The sequence below is a fragment of the Desulfoglaeba alkanexedens ALDC genome (assembly GCF_005377625.1).
GTDB classification, from domain to species: domain Bacteria; phylum Desulfobacterota; class Syntrophobacteria; order Syntrophobacterales; family DSM-9756; genus Desulfoglaeba; species Desulfoglaeba alkanexedens.
Window position 1 is genome coordinate 1,440,276 of sequence record NZ_CP040098.1, and the last position, 25,061, is coordinate 1,465,336.

A 25,061-nucleotide genomic window follows, 5' to 3' on the forward strand; every position below is an offset into this window, starting at 1 on the left:
GCTACAAGTTTCAAGCGGCAAGCTTCTACCTTTTTAGCGGCAATTTTGCAGCTTGCCACTTGTAGCTTGTCACTATCTCTACCAAACAGAGAAAAGTGGGTTCTGCATGCGAGACTTATGCGGTTCATGCCCCGGCTGCTCGTGCTTATTTCTCTCCTTGCGGGCGGCTGCGCCATCGTGGGGCCGGACTATGTAGAGGTCCAGCCCGGGGTTGACGGAGGCTGGACCGCCCAAATGGAGAAGGGCCTCGAGGCCTCCAGGCCGGACCGGGACGTTCTGGCCGAGTGGTGGAAGGTGTTGGATGATCCGGTGCTCACGGCATTGGAGGAAAAAGCGGTTCAGGGAAATCTGGATCTGCAGACCTCTCTTTCCCGACTTCGGCAGGCAAGACTCCTAAGAGGCATCAGCGAATCCGACCTCTATCCCACGTTGAATGCCTCGGGGGTGGTTCAAGAAGAACGAGGCAGCGAGTCCCTGCAGCCGGGAGCCGGCGGAACGGAAGAGGAGTACTACCTGGCCCAGTTTGATTCCGCCTGGGAACTGGATCTGTTCGGCGGGATCAGGCGCTCGATCGAGGCCGCCCAGGCCGAGATCGGAGCCGGCCGGGCCGATGTAAGGGATGTCCTGGTCAGCCTGATGGCGGAAGTCGCTGTAAATTACATAGAAGTACGCACCTATCAGCAAAGACTGGATATCACCTGGGCCAACATAAGGACCCAGGAAGAGACCTATGAATTGAACAAGTCCAGATATGAGGCCGGTCTGATTGATCAATTGGCCGAGCAGCAGTCCCTTCGAAACCTGGAAACCAGCCGATCCCTGATTCCTCGACTGACCATCGGCCTGCGAGCGGCCAAAAACCGCCTGGCCGTTCTTTTGGGCCAGGAACCCGGTTCCATAGATGAACTGCTTGTCGCGGACAAAGGAATCCCCCAGGTCCCCCCCAAGGTGGCGGTGGGGATCCCGGCCGAGGCCATGCGCCGACGGCCCGATATCCGCAGGGCTGAAAGGCTGCTTGCGGCCCAGACCGCCAGGATCGGCGTGGCCACGGCTGAGCTCTATCCCAAGTTTCGTTTATTGGGCACCATCGGGCTGGAGGCCATTACGAGCAATTTCTTTGACGCCCAGAGTCGGTTCTGGGGGATAGGACCCGGTATGTCCTGGAATATCTTCCAGGGTGGTGCTCTCCGGCTGAATATTGACCTGCAAACGGAAAGACAAAAAGAAGCCATGATTTTCTATAAGTCCACCGTCTTGCAGGCCCTGCAGGAAGTAGAAGACGCCCTGACCGCCTATGCCAAGGAGCAGATGCGGGAAGAATCCTTGCAAAAGGCGGTCGCCGCCGCCAGGCGCACCGAATTTCTCGCAAGAGACCGCTACGATGCAGGGCTGACCGATTTTTACAACGTCCTGGATGCTCAGAGAGCCCTGCTTGAATTGGAGGATGAGTTGACCTTGTCCAGGGCGGAAGTGGCCTCGAACCTGGCCCGCCTCTACAAAGCCCTGGGCGGTGGCTGGGAATACTACGAAAATCTTTTAGGGCAGATGCAACAGCCCGAAGCGATAGGAAACGAATAGTTTAAACAGGGAGGCGCAAGTATGGAAAGCAAGATAGCTCGATCGCTCAATTTGAAATACCATCCTGTGGCCGTCCTCTGGAGTGAGGATAGACCCGAGAAGGCCATGGGCTTTAAAGAAGGCAAATGGGGCTGTGTCATGTGGATGCTGGCGGCCGCGGCCAAAGGGAGAACCGCGGCCTTCGATGAAAAGACCTACGGCTGCTGGGGCGGCGGAGTCGGGCTGGGATTCGGAAACCAGTATCTCAACTTCCCCGGCGGTATGGAATGTTTCTATTATTTTCTGTCTACAGGCAATGAAAATTGGCAGAAGGGCCGCGATATGGCGGAAAAGCTCGCATCTGCCGCAGGCAAGGAATTTTTGGAGGAATTCCGCCACGGGGAAGGGTTTATGAAGTCTCCGGAGCTGGTGAAAAAGTTCATTGACAGCCTGCCCATCATGGAGGTGCCTAAAAAATATGTGGTCTTTAAACCCCTAACCCATCTCGATCCGACCCAGGAACAGCCTCAGGTGGTTGTGTTTCTGGCCGATCCGGACCAACTCTCCGCCCTGGTGGTGCTGGCCAATTACGGCAGGGAGGACAACCAGAACGTGATCGCCCCCTTTGCCGCCGGGTGCCAGCAGATCGGGATCTTCCCCTACCAGGAAGCACGCTCCGAGCGCCCCCGGGCGGTTATCGGCCTCACGGACCTTTCTGCACGAAAGAACCTCAAAAAACAGCTTGACAGGAATGTGCTCTCCTTTGCCGTCCCCTGGCGGATGTTTGAGGAGATGGAAGAGAACGTCGAGGGGAGCTTTTTACAGAAAGAGACCTGGAAGGCCCTCCAGGCTCCTTAACGGGCATCAAACGATCAGTCGGCATGGCAAGTTCGGTCTCATGCCCCTTCCAGTTGGTGGATGCTGAGAGGAACAGCGACTCCGACAGCTTGAAACATCTTGCCGCATATTCCCCATCCAGCATCATTTCCGACGGGTGCAGATCTTTTACTTCTTGTTCCCAAGCTCCAGCTTGGGAACACAACTGTGCAGAAGCTCCAGCTTCGGTTAGGCCGTTCCCAAGCCAGAGCTTGGGAACGAGGGGGAAGGACCACTTCGAGATCCTGGCGATCTCCCTATAAAGACAGCGCGTTTCATCTGTAGCAGGAGGGAAGCTGGAGCTTCCAGGGCAGGGCGTTCCCAAGCTGGAGCTTGGGAACGAGGGGAAACGGAGCTGATGCGCTTGCTGCTTCAAGGCCATCTGGATCTACCTTAGAGGGTAACCCTGGATGTCGTTCTAAAAGATCCGCACCCATTTCCGACAACGGCTCTCCATGAATTGCCAAGGATTCCAAGGAGGAAAAGGGATTGGTCCCTTATCATATTCTTCTCGAAAGAGCAGCGGATTCGCCGGACAACACGGCATTCATATCAAAACCATCAAGGGAGGTCAGCTTTTCCGAACTGGCCGAAAGGACCAAGCGGCTTGCCAAAGGAATCGCCGATGCCGGGATCGGCAAAGGGGATGTGGTCGGGGCGCTTCTGCCAAACTGCATGGAGTTCGTCGATATCTATATTGCTGCAGGCGCCGTCGGTGCGGTCTTCCAACCCATGGATTTCCGGTTCCAGGGTGAGGAGTTGAGGAACACCCTTGTGAACACGGATGTTAAATTGATTTTCTGCCATCGTTCAGGGGTCAACGATGCCCTGGAGGCCGTCATTCCGGCATCGATTCAAAAGGTGATCGTCGGAGGAGAAAAACCAGGTTGGACCGCTTACGAAAAAATGCTTGCATCAACCGCCGGAGATATCGTCCCGCCGGAACTGGACGAAGAAAAGGATATCGCCCTTTTCCTTTACACCTCCGGGTCAACATCCGGAATCAAGTGCGTGCCGGTAACCTGGCGACAATTGGATTTCTTTCCGTCTGACCTGATTGATACTTGGGGTCTCGATATGTTCACTCGTGGGATTTCACTTCTACCGTTGAGCCATATCTCAGGCCCCATTGTCATCAATCTCTGCCTTAGGATCGGCGGTTCATACGTCATCACGGACCGGTTGGCGCCGTCAAGCATGATTCAGCTCATAGAAAAATACCGCGTCTCCTGGGCGCATACCGTGCCGTCTATCGCTGGTTTGCTGCTGCGCGGAAACCCTGAAAAACATGATTTAAGCCATTTTAAATACATCGCGCTCATGGGAACCAGTGTACCGGTGAGCCTGCTCAAAGAACTCGAACGGGTCATCCCGTCGGCCGTGGCTGTCCAGGGGTATGGTCTCACCGAGACATCACCGCTCATAACCCTCGAGACTCCTCAGGATCATAAAAACAAGATCGGCTCCATCGGAAAGGGACTGGCCGGAGTGGACATCCGCCTTGTGGATAAAGACGGCAAAGACGTACCTGAGGGTGAACCCGGGGAGATCATCGTGCGTGGTCCGAAAGTCTTTTCCGGGTACTACGGCAACCCGGAGCTTACCGCGAAGGTTATAAGGGACGGCTGGTTCCATACCGGCGATGTTGCCAGGCGTGATACGGACGGTTTTTACTATCACCTGGGTCGATTAGACGACCTCATCATTACCGGCGGCCTCAACGTATTTCCCGCCGAGGTGGAGGCGGCGGCGGCAAAGTACCCGGGAGTGAAGGAGGCTGTCGCCTATGCCCAACCTGATCCGGGACGGGGATGTATCCTATGCATGGATGTCTGCCCGTGTGACGGGGCTGAAATCGATCTTTCCCGGTTGCGTCGATTCCTTCAGAAACACCTGGCCGCCTATAAGGTCCCAAAACAGATCCATCGGGTTGATGACATTTCCCACACCCCCACAGGGAAACCCATTCGAAAACCGAACACAAAAGCTTAAGGGCATCGCAAGCGAACATGGGAGAAATAAGCAAACAGGTCAGAGATTATACCGCCGCTGCGGGGTTCTCCATCCTTGTCAGGTGGATACGCAAAATGGACTATTCATGCGCCTCTGACTGGGGATCGCGCTTTGGCCGTTTGGGCTACCGCCTCATCGGAAATCACCGCAGACGTTCTTTAAAAAACCTCGCCCGGGTGTTTGCGGAAGAAAAATCACCCCATGAGCTGGAAAGCATCGCGGCCGCCATGTTCGAGAACTTTTTCAGAAGCGGGTTTGAATGTGTTGCATACTCCCATCTACCTGCCGTAGAAAAAAAAGAATATGTCCACATCGCTGGAAAAGAAAAGCTGGATGAGGCGCTTGGTCTCGGCCGGGGCGTGATTGCATTAACGGCGCATATGGGCAATTTCCTGATCCTGATGACCCGACTTGCCCTTGAAGGATATGATGTCGACCTGCTGGTCAAAAAGATGAAGGATAAAAAGGTTGAACAGAGGCTGCAAAACTTAAGGATGGAGCTTACTTTCAATACAATATATGTAAACCCCAAGGTTCAATCCGCCAGAACCTCCCTGGGGGCGTTGAAGAACAACCATGTGTTGGTTCTGCTGGGGGATCAAAAACAAGGAAAGGCCGGAGTGGATGTTACATTCTTCGGAATACCGGCCAAGGCCGCTGCAGGCCCCATCTCACTTTCCATCGCAACAGGCGCGCCCGTCCTTCCCATGTTCATGATCCGGAATCCGGATCAGATCACACATACCTTGGTGATTGATGCCCCCCTCGAACTGACCCGTACCGGTTCAAGGAAGAAGGACATTGAAATCAATGTACAGAAATATACAGATGTGATTCAGTCATACGTACAGAAATATCCCGACCAGTGGACCTGGAACCATAGGCGATGGGCGCAGTAACCGATCGAGGACAATCCGTATCACCTGACACAAAGGGAGTCCCAAGAAAGACTAGTGGGCCCCTAATAGGCCGATAGGGCGTACCTGTGTTTGACGTACGCTTAAAGAGGCATACAAACAAGTGATGAGGAAATTGGAGTCTTTCCGAGAGAACGCAACGCTTACCATCCTCTGTATCCAGGTGATATTTGTGATGGTGGGGATGGGACTGATAAGTCCCATACTCCCGCAGTACGCCCGCACCTTTGGGGTTAATATCACCATGGTCGGGCTACTCATCACTATCTTCGGCGTGGCGCGACTGATCGTTGATATTCCGGCAGGGAAGCTGACCGACGGCCTGGGACGGCGCCTTGTTTCGATTGTCGGTCTCCTCATACTGGCTGCCGGCTCGCTTGGCTGTGGGCTGGCGAGCCATTACTGGGTGCTTCTGGGTTTTCGCTTTATCCAAGGTATCGGCTCGGCAATGTACACCACGGCGGCCATTGTCATGCTTGCCGATATCAGCACGCCGGCTAATCGCGGGAGAGTGATGAGTTTCTATCAGGGAAGCCTCCTTCTCGGTGCCGGATTGGGTCCGACGGTGGGTGGATTCACCGCTGAGCATTTCGGCCTGGCAGCTCCCTTTTTTGTCTTTGCCCTGTTTTCCCTTCTTGCCAGTCTCTGGGCTTACCTGCGCCTTCCTGAAACCCATCCTGCGTTATCTCCTCAGGCAGGAGAGTTAGGAGCTGAGAACCCCGGCCCTCGGCCGGCTGAATCGTCAAGAGGGCTGAGGGTTCTGCTGCGAGACGTCAATTTTCTCCTGATTTCCATGATAACCTTCGGCATCTTCTTCATGCGCACCGGGGCGCAAAACCAGATTCTGCCCCTGCTCGGGGCTGAGCGCCTGGGTTTGAGCGAGGGACAAATCGGGTTGGCGCTTACCCTGGTTACGATCATTCAATTCGTTGCCATCTTTGCCGCCGGCCGTCTCTCCGACCGCTTTAGCAGGAAGGCCGTCATTACCACAGGATGTGTCATTACCGCTGCGTCGCTATGGATGCTGGGACAGAGCTATACCTACTGGTTCTTTTTTCTCACTTGCATGGTTATGGGGTTGGGCATCGGCATTTCCGGCCCGATTCCCGTCGCCTATGTCGCTGATATTATCCCTAGGGAAAACTACAGCGTCGGCATGGGAGCATACCGCGCCATAAGCGACCTGGGCTTCGTCATGGGGCCTGTCCTTATGGGGTGGCTGGCTGATATGAAAGGGTTCGAAATGGCGCTGCTGTTTAACAGCCTGTTTCTGTTCCTGAGTGTCCTCATCTTCCACTTCGTGGCTAAGGAGCCGGCCCGATATTCGTCCGTGCGATCGGATCAAAGGTAACTGTCTTGGTTTAACTGGAAACCGGCGATCAGGGTCAACGGGGCATTGCCGGTTGTACGGGTCGCGGGCAAGCCCGCTCCTACCGATACCGGAAAATCGGGCCGATCGCCTTGACGGAACACCGGGCGGATTCCCTGTAGGAGCCGGCTTCCCCTCGTTCCCAAGCTCTGGCTTGGGAACGGCCTCATGCGAATCGAAGCTGGAGCTTCTGTACACTTGTGTTCTCAAGCTGGAGCTTGGGAACACGGTGGATGGTGGAGCTTGGGAACAAGATGGAATCCCCAAAGGGTGAAGGGGGTTGACAGCCTCTAAGCGCCTTTTCCAGGTCAAAAAGCGGCTTTCAAGGTCGATTTAGGGGCTGTTTTTCAGTTCTGGTAATATTTATAGATTTCTTGGTCCAACCCCAAAGCCTCCATTGCCTGCTTCCGGCCATGGCCTCAAGCTCCTTGACAAAGAGCATCATCTGCTCGGCCTGCGACTTCAGTTCCTGGCATGCACCGGCGTTTTCTTCAGCATTGGCCGCGTTTTCCTGGACCACTCTGTCCATGTCGCTCACCGCCCGGTTCACTTGCTCTATGCCCTCAGCCTGCTCACCAGAGGCGGATGCGATTTCCGCGAGAAGCTCTCCCACTTTGGAGGCTCTTTCCGCAACCTTTGAAAAGGCTTCCCGGGTGGTCTCCACCTGCTCCAATCCGCCTTGAATCTTGCCTGCCGAGCCCTGAATGATGCCGGCGGTGTTCCTTGCGGCCTCCGCCGCCCTCATGGCCAGGTTTCTCACTTCATCGGCCACCACCGCGAAACCCGCTCCGGCCTCTCCGGCCCGGGCCGCTTCCACCGCCGCGTTGAGGGAGAGCATATTGGTCTGGAAGGCTATTTCGTCGATGGTCTTGATGATCTCCGAGGTGGAACGGCTGGCCTCTGATACCTCCCTCATTGAGGTCATCAGCATCTCAACGGCTCCGTTGGCTTCTTCTACTACTTGATTGGTCTCTTTCATCAAGCCGTCCGCGTTGCGGGCGTTTTCCGCGTTTTGGCTGGTCATGGAAGAGATTTCCTCCAATGACGAAGAGATCTCTTCCAATGAAGCCGCCTGTTCAGATGCACCTTCCGCTATGGATTGGCTGGAGGAAGAGACCTGCGCCGAGGCGCTGCCGACCTTTTCCGCGCCGCTGTGCAGTCCTTGTATGATTTCTCGGAGCGGCCTGATCATCAAGCGCACCAGCACAAGGCTGAAAAAGGCCCCCAGAGTCACAGCGATCGCCGTTGCTATCCCGATACTTGTCCGGGAAAAATGGCCGGTGGCGAACATGGACGCCTTCGCCTCGTCTTGGTGCGCTTTCAGTCGATTTACAATTTCCCCTATGATTTCTCGCGTTTCCTCGAGTGCGGGCAGGGTCTCGGACTGAAAGATCCGATTGGCATCCTCACGCCGGGAGTCGGCCAGGCTGCTGTTGATCAGGCCGGCCGACTCATGAAGACGACGGTGCGGTCCCTTCATCGCTTCCATGAGGCTTGCAACCTCCGGGTCCAACTCGGCCAGCCGCCGTCCCTCCTCTCCATGTAAAAAGCGCCCTAAGCTGCACCTCGTAGGATCCAGCTCGACCTCCACGGTACGGCCGTGAATGAGCGCTGACTGGACCTGGTTGACCCAGAAGAGGTGATCGACTTCCCTTTCGACCATAAATTCGACCAGCTCGGAGTCGAGCGCATAATGAGTGTTTGTATCCAGTATATGTCCTATAGAATGAATGGCGACTCCAGCCACCAGCCCCAGGCAAAGGAGCAGACTCCCTGTGAAGATCCACAGCTTCTCGGTCAGTCTCAGTTTCCGTATCATACGCCTTTTGTCCTCCTTGTGGCGCCACGGCGTATCCGGAGGGCGCTTTTCGCGATGAACGGGGCAAACGTCGGTAGGTTCAAGAAGCCGCCACCGATATCACCTCGGACGGTTCTTTTTTGAGGACTTGCGCTTCTTGTCTCCGCGGTTTTTGGGTTTGCGGTAGGGGCTGTCGGAAGAAGGCGGCTGATCGGCATTCGTGGAGTCACGGTTCAGCCGTTGTTCGAGCTCCTTGATCCGAGCAGTAAGCGCCTGGATCCCTTCCTGCGAGGCTGCGATGAACCGTTTGACGGCCGCAGGAGTTCTTTCCCTCTCCTCTTTGGAAAAGGGATGGTTCGAAACGCTTGCGTCCTGTGGGTTCTCGGATCCTTCCTGGCGGCCGGTCCATGGGCTTCATCTCACACCTCGCTCTTACCCATAGTCCTGTAACAGAAAATGAACGAACGGTCCGGCCCTCTTGTGACTGACAGCACAAAATCCATATTCTATGATCACTTAGTGCTTGTCCAAAAACAAGCCATGAAAGTTGGGCCATGAGGTTCCTTGTTCCTGTGGGAACGGCCTTGGCCGCGATCGGGGTCGCCGGCAAGCCGGCTCCTACAGGGCATGCGTCACCTAGGGATGTAGGGGAACGGCGCCGCTGCGCCCCTACGCGAAAAAACGGACACTCAATCCCCAAAAGGTGAAGGGTATTCTCAGGCAGCTTCTTACCTCCCATCATCACTGCTTTCCTCCACTCTTCTTACACGATTACGGTCAGCGTAATGCTCGCCCAACGGTTCAACTTGCCACATGCGGTCCGGATTCCCGGACGGAAATCGGCATCCGTGTTCAGCACAGCCTGATGACGGATCGCAGGCCGCGCGCCAGCTCTTCCGGAGTGCGGAACATGAAGGGTTCCCTGTAGAGATAGGAGAATGTCGGGGTATCTGTGCACCAGACCCGTGGTGCAACGTAAAGTCTCGGTGAGAGGCGAACGTGAAGCCGGAAATGGTTATCACCTTCCTTTCGGGCGGGAAACCAGCCAAGGCTGAAGCTGTAGATTCCCAGTGAACCGAGATGGCCAAGGCATTGGCAAAGCCCCCGGCTGAACTCTTCGAGTGCCTCCTTGGAAAGCTCCTTCATGGTTCGCGCCTCGGGGAAAATGACCATGATGTCCGAAAGGGGGCTCAACGAAACGAAGGCAGTGAGCCATGCAGTGTATCTTCCCCTGGCTACCAGCCTCTCACCCCTGCGCTCCTCCTCTTCGATGAGATCCGTCCAGTACGGGCGCCCTTCGGCCTCGCAATAGCGCCGGCTTGCGGCCAGCTCGGCCGCCAGGAGGCTTCCTGGCACGTCGCTCGCGTAGGCCTGAAGGTGCGGGTGCACCTGGCTCGATCCGGCCGCCGGCATGTAGTTCCAGGAGACAATGGCAAAGTCGGTACCCGGCCGATGCGTGATATGATCAAAGTAGTCGATACAGGCCAGAAAAGCGTCAGAGAGCATGGAGGGCGTAAAGCCGGAGGGGGCGATAAAATGCTCCCTGCACATTACCGCCACGGCACTGTGCTCACCGTAAGGAGAAAGGTTCGGAAACACAACGGTTTCCCCACGCTCAACACGGCCGCCTGGAACCAGGTCCGTCGGGAATTTGGGAGTGTGGTCAAGGACCCGTTCAGGGCAGAAGGGGCAGTTCGGGCGGGATTCCTCGATTTGCCGTGTGAAATCCACCGGCTCAAGCTTGAAACCCACAAAGTGCCCCACCAGCGCACTCTCGCCGGTCAGCGGGTCCCAGCGGATTTCCGTACGGACCTGAGATTCCGCGAAGCCTATGCTCGGGTCCAGGCAGCGCGCGATCTTCTCCTGGCGGCGAAATTCGATTCTCATAGTTCCTCCTTTGCATATCGCCTTGCGATCCTCTATCCCATAAGCCACTTCGCTTGAGCGGCGGTAAAGGTCTTGGTAGCATAGAAAATAATAGACCTAATATTTGATGGCAAATTCTATTTCCCCTCCCCTTGTGGGAGGGGATTAAGGGGAGGGGAATGTAACTGATTGACATACATTAATTTTATCACCCTCACCCCAACCCTCTCCCATCAAGGGAGAGGGGGACTTTTTGACCTTCGTTATCCTTTTTGCTTGCCGTTGGGTCATACGGTTAGGCGTTGACCTCCGCTTTCAAACTGTTGATGATAGGTGAGATCACAGGACGGCAGGACCAGAAGCTTCCTAACCGGTCAAACCGGTCGTTATTTGTCTTCCGAAAAGAAAAAGGAGCAGTGTCATGGCCCTCTCTCCGCTGGCCGGCCGCCCGGCACCGGCCGAACTCCTGATCGACGTCGAAAGACTCCAGAACGCGTACTATACCTGCCGGCCGGACCCCAAAGATCCACGGCAACGGGTCCAGTTCGGCACCAGCGGCCATCGGGGGACTCCCGAGGAAGGAACGTTCACGGAATCCCATATCCTGGCCACGACCCAGGCGATTTGCGATTATCGAGTCTATATGGGGATCAACGGCCCCCTTTTCATGGGAAAAGACACCCATGCTCTGTCGATTCCCGCAGAACGCACGGCCCTCGAAGTGCTGGCAGCCAATCGCATCGAAACCATGGTTCAGCGTGACGACGGCTTCACGCCCACCCCGGCCGTCTCTCGTGAGATCCTGTGCTACAATCGGGGCCGCAAGGAAGGGCTGGCGGACGGCATCGTGATCACCCCTTCCCACAACCCTCCACGGGACGGCGGGTTCAAATACAACCCACCCCACGGAGGGCCCGCGGAGACGGAGGTCACCCAATGGATCCAGGACAGAGCCAACGCGCACCTTCGCGCCGACAATCGAGAGGTGAGGCGGGTGACTTACGATGCCGCTCTGAAGAGTGCGACCACCCATTTCCATGATTTTATCCTCCCTTATGTGCGGGACCTGGCCGCTGTCATCGATATGGACCGCATCCGGTCCGCGGGCGTACGGATAGGCGTCGATCCTCTGGGGGGATCGGCCGTGAATTACTGGGAACCCGTCAGGGATGTCTACCGACTCGACATCACCTTGGTCAATTCCGTCGTGGACCCGACGTTTCGTTTCATGACGGTGGACCATGACGGGAACATCCGGATGGACTGCTCCAGCCCCTATGCCATGGCTCGGCTGGTCACGGTGAAGGATCACTTTGACATCGCTTTCGGAAACGACCCGGACGCCGACCGCCACGGCATCGTCACCCCATCCATGGGACTTCTGAATCCGAACCACTACCTGGCCGCAGCCGTCCATTACTTGCTCACGCATCGTCCGCAATGGCCCGAAACGGCGGTGGTGGGAAAGACGGTGGTGAGCAGCGTCCTGATCGACCGGGTGGTCACGGCCCTCGGGCGACGAGTATCCGAGGTGCCGGTCGGCTTCAAGTGGTTTGTAGAGGGCCTTTTGAGCGGCTCTTACTGTTTCGGAGGCGAGGAAAGCGCCGGGGCGAGTTTCCTGAGGCGCGACGGCACCGTCTGGACCACCGACAAGGATGGGCTGATCCTGGGCCTTTTGGCGGCTGAAATCACCGCACGTACCGGGAAGAACCCTGGTGAACTCTACCGGGAACTGACGGCCCGTTATGGTACGCCGTACTATCGCCGGATCGACGTGCCCGCCACGCACGCGGAAAAGGCCGCTCTCGGGCGGCTTTCCCCGGAGGCCATAACGGCCACGGAGTTGGCGGGCGAACCGATCCTATCCAAGCTCTCCTGCGCTCCGGGCAACGGGGCGCCGATCGGAGGGCTCAAGGTGATCACCGAAAACGGGTGGTTCGCGGCTCGGCCCTCGGGAACGGAAGACCTTTACAAGGTTTACGCCGAGAGTCTGAAAGACGAGGCTCACCTGGCGGCCCTCATCGAGGAAGCCAAGGCGGTGGTGAAAAAAACTCTGGAACATGCGGCGTGAAGGGTTTTTGTAGGCCGCTCGATGGAGGGAGCTTGCCGGTTTGCGGGCGGAACATCGGCGCCGGCTGCAGGTTCACTCCGGTGTGGATTTCAGCAAAACGGCCACATCCGCAGGACTTTTCCAGTAAGGCGCACGCCGCGCCGGTAAGGGACTGCCTGAGAATACCCCTCACCCTTTTGGGATAGAGTGTACGTTTTTTCGCGTAGGGGCGGTTCGCAAAGAGCACTTCAGGAGCGACTCCTGCCCTGTAGGAGCCGGCTTGCCGGCGATCAGGGTCAGGGCGGCATTGCCGGTTTTACGGTTCGCGGGCAAGCCCGCTCCTACCGATAACGAAATACAGGGGCGGCGCCTTGCCGGAAAACCGGGCCGATTCCTTGTAGGGGCGCAGCGGCGCTGCGCCCCTACTTGCCGGCGACCCCGATCGCGGCGAGGGCGCCGCTCCCACAGATGGTTTGCATCGCGGCTGTAGGGGTACGGCATGCCGAGCCACTACAAGAACAAAGAACCTCATCAGGGCCCGACTTTCATAGGCTTGTTTTTTCCTTCGTTTCCAAGCTCCGGCTTGGGAACGGCCTCATGGGAATCGAAGCTGGAGCTTCTGCACAGTTGTGTTCCCAAGCCGGAGCTTGGGAACAAGGGGATTAATCCCCTCCCCTTGTGGGAGGGGATTAAGGGGAGGGGGGAGAGGGGGATTTTGGCGTTGTTCCCAAGCCGGAGCTTGGGAACAAGGTGGAATTTCCAGAGAATTTTAACATCTCCAGCCCAAACAGGCCTCGGCAGCATCAGGCGGCGCGGAAACAGACGCGGGTTCCTTCCATCGTCCGTGCCACCCGTCCCTCGTCTTCAAGCCACACCAGGTGGGCGAGGATTTCCTGAAACGCCATCCAGCGTTCCAGGAGGTCCAGGTCGTCTCCGAAAATCACCAAAGACACGGTGAAGGCATCCCCAGCCCCGGCATCCAAGGCTTCCAGCACCCGCCGCGTTCTGTCTTCGTGATGCACGTGGATCGACCGAATTCTTCCGTTGAGGTCGACGATGGGGTTGCCGTGCCCCGGAAGGGTCCTTGAGACCTTCAAGCCTACCAGGCCGCTCAACGACCTGAGGTAGGAGCCCAGCGGATTGGTAAGCGGATTGGCGGGACAGGCGGAGATGTTGGGCGTGATGGGGTCGAGCACATGGTCACCGGAAAACAGAAGACCCGAGTTTTTTTCGAAAAGGCAGGTGTGGCCGACGGTGTGCCCCGGGGTGTGGAGGGGCAAAAACCTGAAGGGCTGCCGTGCGATCACCTCACCGTGACGATAAAAGCGGTCGGGACGGAACGGAACGATGGCGTCCATAAGCAATGCGGTAGCCGCTCCCAACATCCCCACCATCTTGCGCGGCATGCCGTGTTCGACATAGAAGCCTTCGGGGCCCACCATGGTATCGGGGCGCCGCTCGAAGGTCCGCAACAGATTGAAATCCTCCCTGGCCATATAGACGGCGGCTCTGGACCTTTTGCGGACGAGCGCCGCCAATCCGCAATGATCGCTGTGGTAATGGGTGATAAAGACGGTGTGGATACTCTCCCACCGCACGTCCAGATCCCGAAGGGCCTCGTCGAGGGCGTCTGAGGCTTCGGGCGTGTTCACCCCGGCATCGATCAGGATGTGCCCTTCGCAGTCCTCCAGCAGGTAGAGATTGACCGCCTTGAGTCGGAACGGAAGAGGGAGCGTGATGGTGTGGACCCTGGAAACCCCGGATGACAACGGCATCACAAGTGACAATGGACGTCTCCTCTCTTTTTATGGGCGTTTTCTTTCCCGTCCTCTGCGCACCGATTTCGGTGCCGGAGACAATCTTCGAGAACGCATCCGGCGACGTTGAATTCATCTTAACCCATCGGGAGAGAACTCTCACACATCAACGCGGAGAGCGGACTGTCTCAGCACCTTCCACCACCTAAATCACCATCTGCGCTGTCGACGCCTATGTTCATGGCCGTCGACTTGGGTTAAAGTGCCCTCGAACGTTGGAACAGCTCACCGGAAAGACACCTGCCGTTAGGGACCGGGTCAACCTGTACGCCTGTCCCACTCCTTCTCCGGTTCGGCATCATCTCATAACTGGCGGGTTTTTCCATAAACCGAAACACCTTAACTGGATATCCATTGGAATGAAACGACTTGACGACTACCGGCTGAAGTTGGGCGAACTGGAACTGGTCCCGCTGGTGATCGGCGGCATGGGTGTGGACATTTCCACGACCGAACTGGCGCTGGAAGCGGCCAGGCTTGGCGGCATCGGACACATCTCGGACGCCATGCTCCCCACCGTCGCCGATCGTCGATTCCACACCCGCTTCGTCGCGAAAAAGCTCGAACGACACAAGCTCCACCTCCTGAACCCGAACAAATCGGCCGTCCAATTCGACCTGGACGAACTGGCCGAGGCAACCCGCCTTCATGTGGCCTACACCATGGAGCACAAGCACGGCCCGGGGCTGATTTTCATCAACTGCATGGAAAAGCTGACCATGAACAACCCCCGCGACACCCTCAGGGTGCGCCTGAGGGCAGCCCTGGACGCGGGAATCGACGGGATCACGCTGAGTGCCGGCCTTCACCTAGGATCCTTTAAGCTGATCGCCGACCATCCCCGCTTCCGAGACGCGAGGTTGGGCATCATCGTTTCATCGGTCCGAGCGCTCAACCTGTTCCTCAAGCGCTCCGCGCGTATCAAGCGCCACCCCGACTACATCGTGGTGGAAGGGCCGCTGGCCGGCGGCCACCTGGGTTTCGGTCCGGACTGGCGCGAGCACGACCTGAAGACCATCGTCGCCGAAGTGCTGCAGTTCCTGCGCAGCGAAGTGTTTGCCATCCCGGTTATACCCGCGGGAGGGATTTTCACCGGAACCGATGCGGTGGAATACCTGGAGATGGGCGCCGCGGCGGTGCAGGTGGCGACCCGCTTTACCGTCACCCGCGAATGCGGGCTGCCGGACGACGTGAAGCAGGAATATTTCAGGGCCGGCGAGGAGGACATCGAGGTGAACTTGTTGTCTCCCACCGGGTACCCCATGCGCATGCTGAAACATTGCCCCGCGGTCGGATCCAAGACACGCCCCCATTGCGAGGCTTACGGATACCTCCTGGACGGAAGCGGTCGCTGCGCCTATCTGGAAGCCTATCATGGAGCGGTCGCAAACGGCGGGATCGACGGCGCCCGCAGCCTGGAGAAAATCTGCCTGTGCACTCACATGCGAAAATTCCAGTGCTGGACCTGCGGCCACACCACCTATCGGCTGAAGGACACCACCCGCCGACTCGCCGACGGGAGCTACCAACCGCTCACCGCCGAACACGTTTTTCGCGACTACCAGTTCAGCACCGACCATCGGATCGCTCTACCCGAACCTGAACCCTAGGAGCGTGTACTAGAACTCAGAATCAACCCTTTAGGGCAACGCAATTTCGCACACTTTCCACCTTGTTCCCAAGCTCCAGCTTGGGAACACAAGTGTGGAGAAGCTCCAGCTTCGGTTCCCATGAAGCCGTGACCCATGCGAACCCGCCACAAAATCCATGGTAGCGTAGAAAATAATAGACCTAACATTTGATGCCAAATTCTATTTCCCCTCCCCTTGTGGGAGGGGATTAAGGGGAGGGGGCAGAGGGAGACTTTTTGACCTTCGTCATCCTTTTTGCTTAAGGTCTCCACTTTTTATTTTACCAAATCTTTTCCAGCGAGGCGAAGCTGGAGCTTCCAGGGCAGGCCGTTCCCAAGCTGGAGCTTGGGAACGAGGAGAAAAGACAGCGAGTTTCAGCTGCAGCAGGAGGGAAGCTGGAGCTTGGGAACGAGGGGAAATTGAGGGCCCGTTTTCTCGCGTAGGGGCGCAGCGGCGCTGCATCCCTACGTCCCTAGGAGACGCATGCCCTGTAGGAGCCGGCTTACCGGCGACCCCGATCGCGGCCAAGGCCGCTCCTAGCAGCCGGGCGCGTTGCGCCCGCTTTCGCGGGCGCCATGCGCCCCGCATCACTGCACCGCCGCCTCGGCCGCTTCTTCCCCGTTTTGAGGATTGACGTGCACGACCGTGAGCTGGTCGCCCTGGAGTTCCACCCGGATGGTCGCACCGTCTCGGATGTCGCCGGCGATGAGGGCCCGGCCGATCCGGGTCTCCAGTTGGTGCTGGAGGTAGCGCTTGAGGGGCCGGGCGCCGTAGACCGGGTCGTAGCCGGCCGCCGCGATGAATTCTTTCGCAGCATCGCTGATTTCGAGACGAATCCTCCGGTCCTTGAGGCGCCGCTCCAGGTCGGCGGTGAGAAGTCCCACGATCTGCTTGACTTCTTCGCGTGTGAGGGGCTTGAAGAGCACGATATCGTCCACCCGGTTGAGGAACTCGGGCCGGAAGTGGCGCCTGAGGGCGCTCATCACCCGCTCCCGAGCCTCCTCCTTGATTTCACCGCGGTCCGTTACGCCTTCCAGCAGGTATTCTGAGCCGATGTTGCTCGTCATGATGATCACCGTGTTCTTGAAATCCACGGTGCGGCCCTGGGCGTCGGTCAGGCGCCCGTCGTCCAGGATCTGGAGAAGCACGTTGAAAACGTCGTGGTGCGCCTTTTCAATTTCGTCGAAAAGGATCACGCTGTAGGGTTTCCGGCGCACGGCTTCAGTGAGCTGCCCGCCTTCCTCGTAGCCCACATAGCCCGGAGGGGCTCCGATGAGCCTCGAAACCGTGTGTTTTTCCATGTATTCGCTCATGTCGATTCGAACGAGGTTGTCCTCCGAATCGAAGAGCGCTTCCGCCAGGGTTTTCGCCAGCTCGGTCTTTCCCACCCCGGTGGGGCCGAGGAAGATGAAGGATCCGATGGGCCGGCGGGGATCCTTGATGCCCGAGCGCGCGCGAAGCACCGCATCGGCCACCAATTGGACGGCTTCATCCTGACCCACCACGCGCCGGTGAAGGATTTCATCGAGCCGGAGCAGTTTTTCCCGTTCCCCTTCCACCAGCTTCGCTACGGGGATGCCGGTCCAGCGGGATACGATTTCGGCGATTTCTTCTTCGGTCACTTCTTCGCGGAGCAGCCGCGCTCCCCTCTGTTCGCTGGAAAGACGCTCTTCTTCTTGCTTCAACTGGCGTTCCAGCTCGGCCAGCTTACCGTATTTCAGTTCGGCAACCCGGCTGAGGTCGTACTGGCGTTCGGCCAACTCCATTTCATGGCGCACCTTTTCGATGGATTCTCGGAGTGCCTGCACCTTCTTGATGGCTTCCTTTTCCCTTTCCCACTGGGCTTTCATGGCGCCGCCCTTTTCGCGAAGGGCCGCCAGTTCCTTGCGGAGCGCCTCCAGCCGTTCCCGGCTGGCTTTGTCGCGTTCCTTATTCAAGGCCGCCTCTTCAATCTCGAGCTGCATGATACGGCGGGTCACTTCGTCCAGTTCCGCGGGCATGGAATCGATTTCGGTGCGGATCATGGCACAGGCTTCGTCCACCAGGTCGATCGCCTTGTCGGGAAGGAACCGGTCCGTGATGTAGCGGTTGGAAAGGACCGCCGCGGCCACCAGAGCGCTGTCCTGGATGCGCACGCCGTGATGCACCTCAAACCGTTCGCGAAGACCGCGAAGGATCGAGATGGTGTCTTCCACCGTGGGCTGCTCCACCAGCACGGGCTGAAAGCGCCGTTCCAGGGCCGCGTCCTTTTCGATGTGCTTTCGGTATTCGTCCAGGGTCGTAGCGCCGATGCAGTGGAGTTCCCCGCGGGCGAGCATGGGCTTCAGCATGTTGCCTGCGTCGATGGCCCCTTCCGCCTTTCCGGCCCCGACGATCGTGTGAAGCTCATCGATGAAAAGGAGGATCCTGCCTTCCGATTCCTTGATTTCCTGGAGAACCGCTTTGAGCCGTTCTTCGAATTCGCCGCGGTACTTGGCACCCGCAACCAGGGCCCCCATGTCGAGAGCGAAGATGGTCTTGTCTTTGAGGCCTTCCGGGACGTCCCCGCGGACGATCCGGTGGGCGAGTCCTTCCACGATGGCGGTCTTTCCCACTCCCGGCTCACCGATGAGCACCGGGTTGTTCTTGGTTTTACGGCTGAGGATGCGGATCACCCGACGGATTTCCGAATCCCGCCCAATGACGGGGTCCAGTTTTCCGGTTCGAGCTTCCTGAACCAGATCCCGCCCGTATTTTTGGAGCGCCTCGTAGGTGGTTTCCGGGGTGGCGGAGGTCACCCGCTGGTGGCCGCGGACGTTGGTGAGGGTGCGCAGGATCAGGTCGCGACCGATGTTGAATTCCTGGAGCACCCGTCCCGCCGGCGTGGTACTGCCTTCGTCCACAAACGCGAGCAGCAGGTGTTCGACGGAAACGTACTCGTCCTTGAGGCGCTCCGCCTCTTCCTGGGCTTTCACCAGAAGCCGGTTGAGTCGTTGCGTGACGTAGACCTTTCCGGGTTCCGCCCCGGGCCCGCTCACCCGGGGTTTCTTGTCCAGTTCCTGGACGATCCGCTCGGTCACCGATTCCACCGGAATCTCCATCCGCCGGAGCAACCGGGGAACAAGTCCGTCGCTTTGCTCGAGAAGTGCCAGCAGCAGGTGTTCGCCGTCCACTTCCTGATGTCCGAAACGAACGGCCTTGGTCTGTGCCGCCTGAAGCGCTTCCTGCGATTTGACCGTGAACTTATTCAGATCCATGGGATAAAGTCTCCTCCATCATATTCTGTACGGCTTTCGGCCGGTTTCAAATTTCCATTGAAAAGGCAGCTTTGAGGTCCCCCTGAAGATCTCCGGGCATCCTTTCGCCCAAGGGAGAGACCCCAAAGACCTCGCAACCGGGAGGCAGGCTGAGTGCCCGCTTCCTGGAAAGTCTCTTCTATTCGAACAAATCCCCTTCGAGTTCCCGGATCTTGGCCTCGAGGCTTTCGATCCGCTCCATCAGTTCCAGCACCACCCCGATCCCGGCATAGTTCAGGCCCAGGTCTCGCCTGAGCCGGATGATTTTCCGGACGAGAGGCACAGCGGAGACCTCGAAAAGAAGCCTTTCGTCCTCCCGCGCCTCCACGGGATCCAGAAGGCCCAGTCGAACCAGGCGGCGGATGAACTCGGGATGAACCCCCGTCTCGGCGGCCACGTCGTAAACGTCAAGGTAAGCTTCCAACCGGGACGTCCGCCTCAACCGGATCATGAACGCTCGTTGTCCTGACATCGGGATTTCCCCCAATGATCTTTCGATTCAGATCGTTCAGTTTCGAGGGTTGAAGGATGAGGCCTCGCGCAACGCTTCGAACAGTTCCCGTTCCTTTTTGCTCAACCGCTTGGGGACGACGATCTTGACCACCGCGTAGAGGTCCCCCGCCGTCCCTCTGGGATTCGGCATGCCTTTGCCGCGAAGCCGAAGCTTCTGTCCGCTCTGTGTTCCGGCTGGGATCTTGAGGGTCACGGGACCCGAAAGGGTCTGAAGGTGCACTTCCGCACCCAGCGCCGCCTCCCAGGGACTGACCGGAAGATCCATGACCAGGTTCCGGCCTTCAAGGCGATAGACGGGGTGCTGTTCCACCTGGATTTTCAGGTACAGGTCTCCGCGTTTTCCGCCGCCGAGGCCTTCCGAACCCTGACCGGGGAGGCGGATCTTCTGTCCCGGAAGGATTCCCGGGGGCACCTTCACTTCCAGCGTTCGGGTCTCGGTGACGACGCGTCCGTCGGGCGTGGTCCGGGGAACCTGAAACGTGATGGTCTTCGTGGTTCCCCGGAAGGCTTCTTCGAGACTCACGCTCAAAACCGCCTCCTGGTCGGCTCCGGGCCGACTCCACGCCCCGGCCGCCGGCCCGGTTCGCCCCGCAGACCCTCGCGCCTGGCGGAATCCACGCGAACCAAAAAGCACATCAAAAAAATCGCTGAAATCGCCGCCGGACTCAGACCAGAAGAACTGACTCCCACCCCCCTGACCACCGAAATCGAAGTGCGCGTCCCAGCCCGGAGGCGGCCGGAATTCCTGGCCTTCCTTCCAGTGAGCGCCAAGTTGGTCGTACTTCCGCCGCTTTTCCGGGTCTTTCAGGACTTCGTAGGCTTCGCTGACTTCCTTGAACTTCTCTTCGGCTCCTGGTTCCTTGTTGACGTCCGGATGGTACTTCCGAGCCAGTTTCCGGTAAGCGCGCTGGATATCCTGCTGGGACGCATCCCGCGGGACCCCCAGGACCTCGTAATAGTCTCGAAACTTAACCGCCATCGACTTCCACTCCCTCCAGGCTGAGACGGCGACACCCACAACCGAATGAGTTTCACACAAGACGATGCCGCTCACATCATGACCACAACGAGGTCGGATCGGCAAGTTCGACCTTTACCGCTCGGTGTATTCGGCGTCGATCACGTCTTCGCCGCCGCTTTCCGGCCGCTGCCGCTCTCGCTCGGCGCCCCCGGAACCCGCTTCTCCGGCTTGTCGGTAAGCCGCCGCGGCCACCATCTGGAGCGCCTGCTGGATGTCGCTCGAAAGCTGCGTGAACCGTTCCTTGGTCGTTGCAGGATCGGCCACGGCCTTGCGGGCCTCCTCAATCAGCCCTTCACAGCGGGACTTTTCGTGGACCGGAACCTTGTCGCCCAGATCCTTCAAGGTCCGCTCCAACTGGTAGGCGAGCGTATCCACCTGGTTCCGCGCCTCCACCGTTTCACGCCGGCGCTTGTCTTCGGCGGCATGAGCCTGAGCGTCCCGCACCATCCGTTCCACTTCGCTCTTTTCCAGATTGGTGGACTCGGAGATGGTCACCTTCTGTTCCTTTCCGGTCTCCATGTCGCGCGCCGTGACGTTCAGAATCCCATTGGCGTCGATGTCGAAGGTCACCTTGATCTGCGGAACGCCTCGAGGAGCCGGCCGGATTCCTTCCAGCCGGAAGCGGCCCAGCACCCGGTTGTCGGCGGCCATTTCGCGTTCCCCTTGGAGCACCACGATGTCCACGGCCGTCTGGTTGTCTTCCGCCGTGGAAAAGATTTCTTCGCGGCGGCACGGAATGGTCGTGTTCCGTTCGATGAGCTTCGTCATGACGCCTCCGAGGGTCTCCACACCCAGGGAAAGCGGCGTCACATCGAGCAGGACCACGTCTTCCACTTCGCCTTTGAGAACGGCCGCCTGGATAGCGGCTCCAACCGCCACCACTTCATCCGGGTTCACGCTCATGTTGGGCTGCTTTCCGCCCGTAAGTTTCCTCACCAGTTCCTGGACGGCCGGAATGCGCGTGGAACCCCCTACCAGAATCACTTCGTCGATATCGGCGGCCGAGAGCTTCGCGTCGGCCAGAGCCTGGTTCACCGGACCCATGCAGCGCTCCACCAGATCGTGAGTCAGCGCTTCGAACTTGGCCCGCGACAGCTTCATCACCAGGTGCTTGGGCCCCGTGGCGTCCGCCGTGATGAAGGGCAGGTTGATCTCGGTTTCCGCCGTGGTCGACAGTTCGCACTTGGCCTTCTCGGCGGCTTCATACAGGCGCTGGAGCGCCTGGCGGTCGTTTCGAAGATCGATCCCCGTGTCCTTCCGGAATTCGTCGGCGATCCAATCCACCACGCGCTTGTCGAAATCGTCGCCGCCGAGGTGCGTGTCACCCGCCGTGGCTCTGACTTCGCAAACACCGTCTCCCACGTCGAGAATGGAAACATCGAACGTACCGCCGCCCAGGTCGAAAACCAGAATGGTCTCGTTTTTCTTCTTTTCCAGGCCGTACGCCAGAGCCGCCGCCGTGGGTTCGTTGATGATCCGGAGGACCTTGAGGCCCGCGATCTCCCCGGCATCTTTCGTGGCCTGGCGCTGCGCGTCGTTGAAGTAGGCCGGCACCGTGATCACCGCTTCCTGGACCCGTTCCCCAAGGTAGCGGGACGCGTCGTCTACGAGCTTTCGAAGCACCTGCGCGGAAACTTCCTCGGGGGCGACCAGCTTCCCACGAATGTTGAACCGCACCGCATCGTTCGGTCCACGGACCACTTCGTAGGATACGATCTTGGATTCTTCGTCCACTTCCCCCCACTTGCGGCCGATGAAGCGCTTGGCCGAAGTGATGGTGGCGCGGGGGTTCATAATGGCCTGCCGCCGGGCCACCTGACCCACAAGGCGCTGGCCGTCTTCCGTATAGGCCACCACTGACGGCGTCGTGCGGGACCCTTCCGCATTGGGGATCACCGTCGCCTTGCCGTTTTCCCACACGGCAACCACCGAATTCGTCGTTCCCAGGTCAATGCCTACCGCTTTCGCCATGTCGTTCACCTCCCACAAACCACATTACTTTAACTTCTTGGATTTATTTGTAAATGAGATTGTGCTCGATTGCAAGTTAATCACGATCGCCGAAGTTTCCAGGGGGCGTCTGATACAATTTTGTCGCTATTGCTGAACCAGCGAAAAAGATCAGCGGGCGCACCCCTCCGCGGGTTGATGCGGATCACCGCCACGGGGCCGGCCGCCCCCCCCCACCACCACCGGCAACGGGCCGCTCGATTCTACGCCGTTCTCCCAGTTGAGCCTTGCCCCTACGGCGCCCGGTCTCTATAATGCCTTCCAATTTCGAAGCGCGTTTTTTCATGCCTCTGCGCCGCTCCAAGCGGCCGGAAAATCTTCCAGGGGGTGCGTCTGTGCGAGTCTCACCCGAATCCCGAAAGAAAGCACGCCTCATGAATCTCGAGAAGCCCGTGCGGCATTTGGTCCTTGCGCTCCTGCTTATTCTGTTGGCGACCCCGGCCTGGGGCGAGTATGTCGCCGACGTGTTCGAGGTGACGCTCAGGACCGGGCCCAGTACCTCCCACAAGATCGTGGCGATGCTCAAGTCCGGGCAGGCCGTCCAGGTGCTGGAAGAAGGAGAAGGCTGGACCCGCGTCAAGGTCTCTTCCGGCCCGGGGGCCGGCAATGAAGGCTGGCTGTTGAGCCGATTTCTCATGAAACGGGCCCCCTATGAAGCGCTTGCTCAGAAGTTGCAACAGGAGAACGCGGAACTCAAGGAAAAGCTAGCCACCCTGGAAAACCATTGGAGTACGGCGGCGTCCCGGGAAAAGCAGCTTTCGCAGGAACTTGCCGAAACATCTCAGGCAATTGAAAGCCTGAGGTCGGAATACGAAACGTTGAAGGAGGGCGCTTCCGAGTACCTGGAGCTCAAGGCGCAGTTCGAGGAAACCCGGGCCGCCTTGGAATCCGCCGAAGAAACGGTGAAAAAACTCGCCATGGAAAACGAAAACCTGCGCTTTTCTCAGAAGATCAAATGGTTCGTAACGGGAGCGGCCGTGCTCCTTTGCGGATGGGTCATCGGGCTCATCATGGGCCGCCAGCAAAAGAAGCGGCGGGCCGCCTACCTCTAGAAAATCGTTCACTACCGGACCACTGAATCCCTATCTTCACTTCACGGGCACGAAGCAAACGCATTGGGATCGGGGCACGTCTCCCGGTCCGAGGATGCGGACGCCGCGGCCCTCGCCCACGACTTCCAGCAGCGGAACGGCCTCGCCTGCAAGGGCCGCCTCGGCCGGAAACAGCTGCAGGCGAGCCCTCCGCCGTTGCCGTCGCGTCCCAGGCGATCGCCCGCAAGTTTCTTCTTCTGCCGGTGAGTTCCCTCTCTCGGCGATCCCCCTCTTTTCTGTGATATTTCCGTTACAGAAACTTTCCGAGTGAAAAAGTACAATCAAAGCCCTTGACAAAAGATCAGAGGCTGGTAGGGTCAGCGTTGAACATTTGAGTTGAAATCATTTGTAGTCAAACGCTTTGCCTGCCGGCACAACGTGGCGGCACCCAGCCACAGGCAGCCGAAGATCTCGAAAGGAGGACGACATGGGCAAACATCAATGCCGAATCATCATCCCGGATCTCGACAGCCAGGTGGACCAGAACGAAGAATGGATCTATGTGGAAAAGGACGGGCGCCGGCTGAAGCTGCGTCTCCACGATTACGGGCAGCTTTACAAGATCCCCGGTCTGTACGAAAAGATCTTCTACGAGGAACTCAACTGCGATTCTCCCAGTGTGGTCTGCGGACTGCTCGGTGACGCACTCCGAGAAACCGGCAACCCCGACGGAGACCTTCGGGTCTTCGACTTCGGTGCCGGAAACGGAATGGTGGGGGAAAAAATCAAGCAGCTGGGCTGCGAACTCTTGGTCGGCGTCGACATTCTGCCGGAAGCCAAGGAGGCCACCGAAAGGGATCGGCCTGGGCTCTATGACCGGTATTACGTGTTAAACCTGGCCGACCTGGAAGACGACATCCGCAAGCGGCTGGAAAGCTACAACTTCAACACCCTGGTGACGGTGGCGGCTCTCGGCTTCAACGACATCCCGACCCAGGCGTTCCTCAACGCCTTCAATCTGCTTCAGGACGAAGCCTGGGTGGCGTTCAACATCAGGGATCGCTTCCTCTCCGAAAGCGACGATACGGGTTACCGGCAGGCGCTCGAGAGCATGATCAACAACAACTTCGAGATCATGAAGGAAACCCGTTACTGCCATCGGCTCTCCCTGAACGGCGAGGAACTATGCTACCACGCCATCGTGGGCCGAAAGACGGGTAACGTGGATATCGCATCGTTCGTTTCCAACTGATCAGCTCCGCGCGCAAAAAAAAAAAACGAATCCGACGGTAACGTGATTCCAAGTCGTTCTCTGAC

General features: G+C 58.3%; 17 protein-coding genes. 9 read left to right on the forward strand and 8 right to left on the reverse strand.

Annotated features, from left to right (window positions below; genetic code table 11):
• Window positions 1-117: 117 nt before the first annotated feature.
• From FDQ92_RS06655 to FDQ92_RS06675, 5 genes are all read left to right on the forward strand, one after another.
• Entirely contained in the window at window positions 118-1,578 is a 1,461-nt protein-coding gene (locus FDQ92_RS06655; RefSeq protein WP_137423854.1) for an efflux transporter outer membrane subunit, read from the forward strand.
• Between the two features lie 21 nt (window positions 1,579-1,599).
• Window positions 1,600-2,415, forward strand: a complete 816-nt coding sequence (locus FDQ92_RS06660; protein WP_137423855.1) for a DUF169 domain-containing protein — start codon at window positions 1,600-1,602, stop codon at window positions 2,413-2,415.
• A 507-nt stretch (window positions 2,416-2,922) separates the two neighbouring features.
• Entirely contained in the window at window positions 2,923-4,425 is a 1,503-nt protein-coding gene (locus FDQ92_RS06665; protein WP_137423856.1) for a class I adenylate-forming enzyme family protein, read from the forward strand.
• A 17-nt stretch (window positions 4,426-4,442) separates the two neighbouring features.
• Window positions 4,443-5,345, forward strand: coding sequence for a lysophospholipid acyltransferase family protein (locus FDQ92_RS06670; RefSeq protein WP_137423857.1), 903 nt, complete (start codon window positions 4,443-4,445; stop codon window positions 5,343-5,345).
• A gap of 124 nt (window positions 5,346-5,469) precedes the next feature.
• Entirely contained in the window at window positions 5,470-6,714 is a 1,245-nt protein-coding gene (locus FDQ92_RS06675; protein WP_137425739.1) for an MFS transporter, read from the forward strand.
• A 340-nt stretch (window positions 6,715-7,054) separates the two neighbouring features.
• On the opposite strand, the gene FDQ92_RS06680 is transcribed toward FDQ92_RS06675, so the two are convergent.
• From FDQ92_RS06680 to FDQ92_RS06685, 3 genes are all read right to left on the reverse strand, one after another.
• Window positions 7,055-8,551 (reverse strand): methyl-accepting chemotaxis protein, encoded by a 1,497-nt coding sequence (locus FDQ92_RS06680; protein WP_246041864.1) that lies wholly within the window; start codon window positions 8,549-8,551, stop codon window positions 7,055-7,057.
• 99 nt (window positions 8,552-8,650) lie between these two features.
• Entirely contained in the window at window positions 8,651-8,830 is a 180-nt protein-coding gene (locus FDQ92_RS16450) for a DUF6444 domain-containing protein (RefSeq protein ID WP_281276863.1), read from the reverse strand.
• 552 nt (window positions 8,831-9,382) lie between these two features.
• Window positions 9,383-10,417, reverse strand: a complete 1,035-nt coding sequence (locus tag FDQ92_RS06685) for a hypothetical protein (protein ID WP_137423858.1) — start codon at window positions 10,415-10,417, stop codon at window positions 9,383-9,385.
• A gap of 400 nt (window positions 10,418-10,817) precedes the next feature.
• On the opposite strand from FDQ92_RS06685, the gene pgm reads away from it, so the two are divergent.
• Window positions 10,818-12,467 (forward strand): phosphoglucomutase (alpha-D-glucose-1,6-bisphosphate-dependent), encoded by a 1,650-nt coding sequence (gene pgm / locus FDQ92_RS06690; RefSeq protein WP_137423859.1) that lies wholly within the window; start codon window positions 10,818-10,820, stop codon window positions 12,465-12,467.
• 782 nt (window positions 12,468-13,249) lie between these two features.
• Here the strand turns inward: pgm and FDQ92_RS06695 are convergent.
• Window positions 13,250-14,224, reverse strand: coding sequence for an MBL fold metallo-hydrolase (locus tag FDQ92_RS06695; RefSeq protein WP_246041923.1), 975 nt, complete (start codon window positions 14,222-14,224; stop codon window positions 13,250-13,252).
• 398 nt (window positions 14,225-14,622) lie between these two features.
• Between FDQ92_RS06695 and FDQ92_RS06700 the strand changes: the two genes are divergently transcribed.
• Entirely contained in the window at window positions 14,623-15,873 is a 1,251-nt protein-coding gene (locus FDQ92_RS06700) for a nitronate monooxygenase (protein WP_137423861.1), read from the forward strand.
• Window positions 15,874-16,481: 608 nt separating this feature from the next.
• Here the strand turns inward: FDQ92_RS06700 and clpB are convergent.
• From clpB to dnaK, 4 genes are all read right to left on the reverse strand, one after another.
• Window positions 16,482-19,130, reverse strand: coding sequence for an ATP-dependent chaperone ClpB (gene clpB / locus FDQ92_RS06705; RefSeq protein ID WP_137423862.1), 2,649 nt, complete (start codon window positions 19,128-19,130; stop codon window positions 16,482-16,484).
• 178 nt (window positions 19,131-19,308) lie between these two features.
• A complete protein-coding gene (locus FDQ92_RS06710; protein ID WP_211341390.1) occupies window positions 19,309-19,641 on the reverse strand; it encodes a chaperone modulator CbpM in 333 nt (110 codons plus the stop codon).
• Window positions 19,642-19,677: 36 nt separating this feature from the next.
• Entirely contained in the window at window positions 19,678-20,661 is a 984-nt protein-coding gene (locus tag FDQ92_RS06715) for a DnaJ C-terminal domain-containing protein (protein WP_137423863.1), read from the reverse strand.
• A gap of 114 nt (window positions 20,662-20,775) precedes the next feature.
• Window positions 20,776-22,674, reverse strand: coding sequence for a molecular chaperone DnaK (gene dnaK / locus FDQ92_RS06720; RefSeq protein ID WP_137423864.1), 1,899 nt, complete (start codon window positions 22,672-22,674; stop codon window positions 20,776-20,778).
• A gap of 413 nt (window positions 22,675-23,087) precedes the next feature.
• Between dnaK and FDQ92_RS06725 the strand changes: the two genes are divergently transcribed.
• Complete coding sequence (locus FDQ92_RS06725) at window positions 23,088-23,765, forward strand: TIGR04211 family SH3 domain-containing protein (protein ID WP_170180231.1); 678 nt, start codon at window positions 23,088-23,090, stop codon at window positions 23,763-23,765.
• Window positions 23,766-24,231: 466 nt separating this feature from the next.
• Window positions 24,232-24,996: a class I SAM-dependent methyltransferase gene (locus tag FDQ92_RS06730; protein WP_137423866.1), complete on the forward strand. Its 765-nt coding sequence runs from the start codon at window positions 24,232-24,234 to the stop codon at window positions 24,994-24,996.
• Window positions 24,997-25,061: the final 65 nt, after the last annotated feature.

What these genes read in the sequence shown, in the direction of transcription:
- FDQ92_RS06655 (WP_137423854.1), top strand. Translation starts at nt 118, where the DNA reads ATGCGGTTCATGCCCCGGCTGCTCGTGCTTATTTCTCTCCTTGCGGGC.
- FDQ92_RS06660 (WP_137423855.1), top strand. Translation starts at nt 1,600, where the DNA reads ATGGAAAGCAAGATAGCTCGATCGCTCAATTTGAAATACCATCCTGTG.
- FDQ92_RS06670 (WP_137423857.1), top strand. Translation starts at nt 4,443, where the DNA reads ATGGGAGAAATAAGCAAACAGGTCAGAGATTATACCGCCGCTGCGGGG.
- FDQ92_RS06675 (WP_137425739.1), top strand. Translation starts at nt 5,470, where the DNA reads ATGAGGAAATTGGAGTCTTTCCGAGAGAACGCAACGCTTACCATCCTC.
- FDQ92_RS06680 (WP_246041864.1), bottom strand. Translation starts at nt 8,551, where the DNA reads ATGATACGGAAACTGAGACTGACCGAGAAGCTGTGGATCTTCACAGGG.
- FDQ92_RS06685 (WP_137423858.1), bottom strand. Translation starts at nt 10,417, where the DNA reads ATGAGAATCGAATTTCGCCGCCAGGAGAAGATCGCGCGCTGCCTGGAC.
- pgm (WP_137423859.1), top strand. Translation starts at nt 10,818, where the DNA reads ATGGCCCTCTCTCCGCTGGCCGGCCGCCCGGCACCGGCCGAACTCCTG.
- FDQ92_RS06700 (WP_137423861.1), top strand. Translation starts at nt 14,623, where the DNA reads ATGAAACGACTTGACGACTACCGGCTGAAGTTGGGCGAACTGGAACTG.
- clpB (WP_137423862.1), bottom strand. Translation starts at nt 19,130, where the DNA reads ATGGATCTGAATAAGTTCACGGTCAAATCGCAGGAAGCGCTTCAGGCG.
- FDQ92_RS06710 (WP_211341390.1), bottom strand. Translation starts at nt 19,641, where the DNA reads ATGTCAGGACAACGAGCGTTCATGATCCGGTTGAGGCGGACGTCCCGG.
- FDQ92_RS06715 (WP_137423863.1), bottom strand. Translation starts at nt 20,661, where the DNA reads ATGGCGGTTAAGTTTCGAGACTATTACGAGGTCCTGGGGGTCCCGCGG.
- dnaK (WP_137423864.1), bottom strand. Translation starts at nt 22,674, where the DNA reads ATGGCGAAAGCGGTAGGCATTGACCTGGGAACGACGAATTCGGTGGTT.
- FDQ92_RS06725 (WP_170180231.1), top strand. Translation starts at nt 23,088, where the DNA reads ATGAATCTCGAGAAGCCCGTGCGGCATTTGGTCCTTGCGCTCCTGCTT.
- FDQ92_RS06730 (WP_137423866.1), top strand. Translation starts at nt 24,232, where the DNA reads ATGGGCAAACATCAATGCCGAATCATCATCCCGGATCTCGACAGCCAG.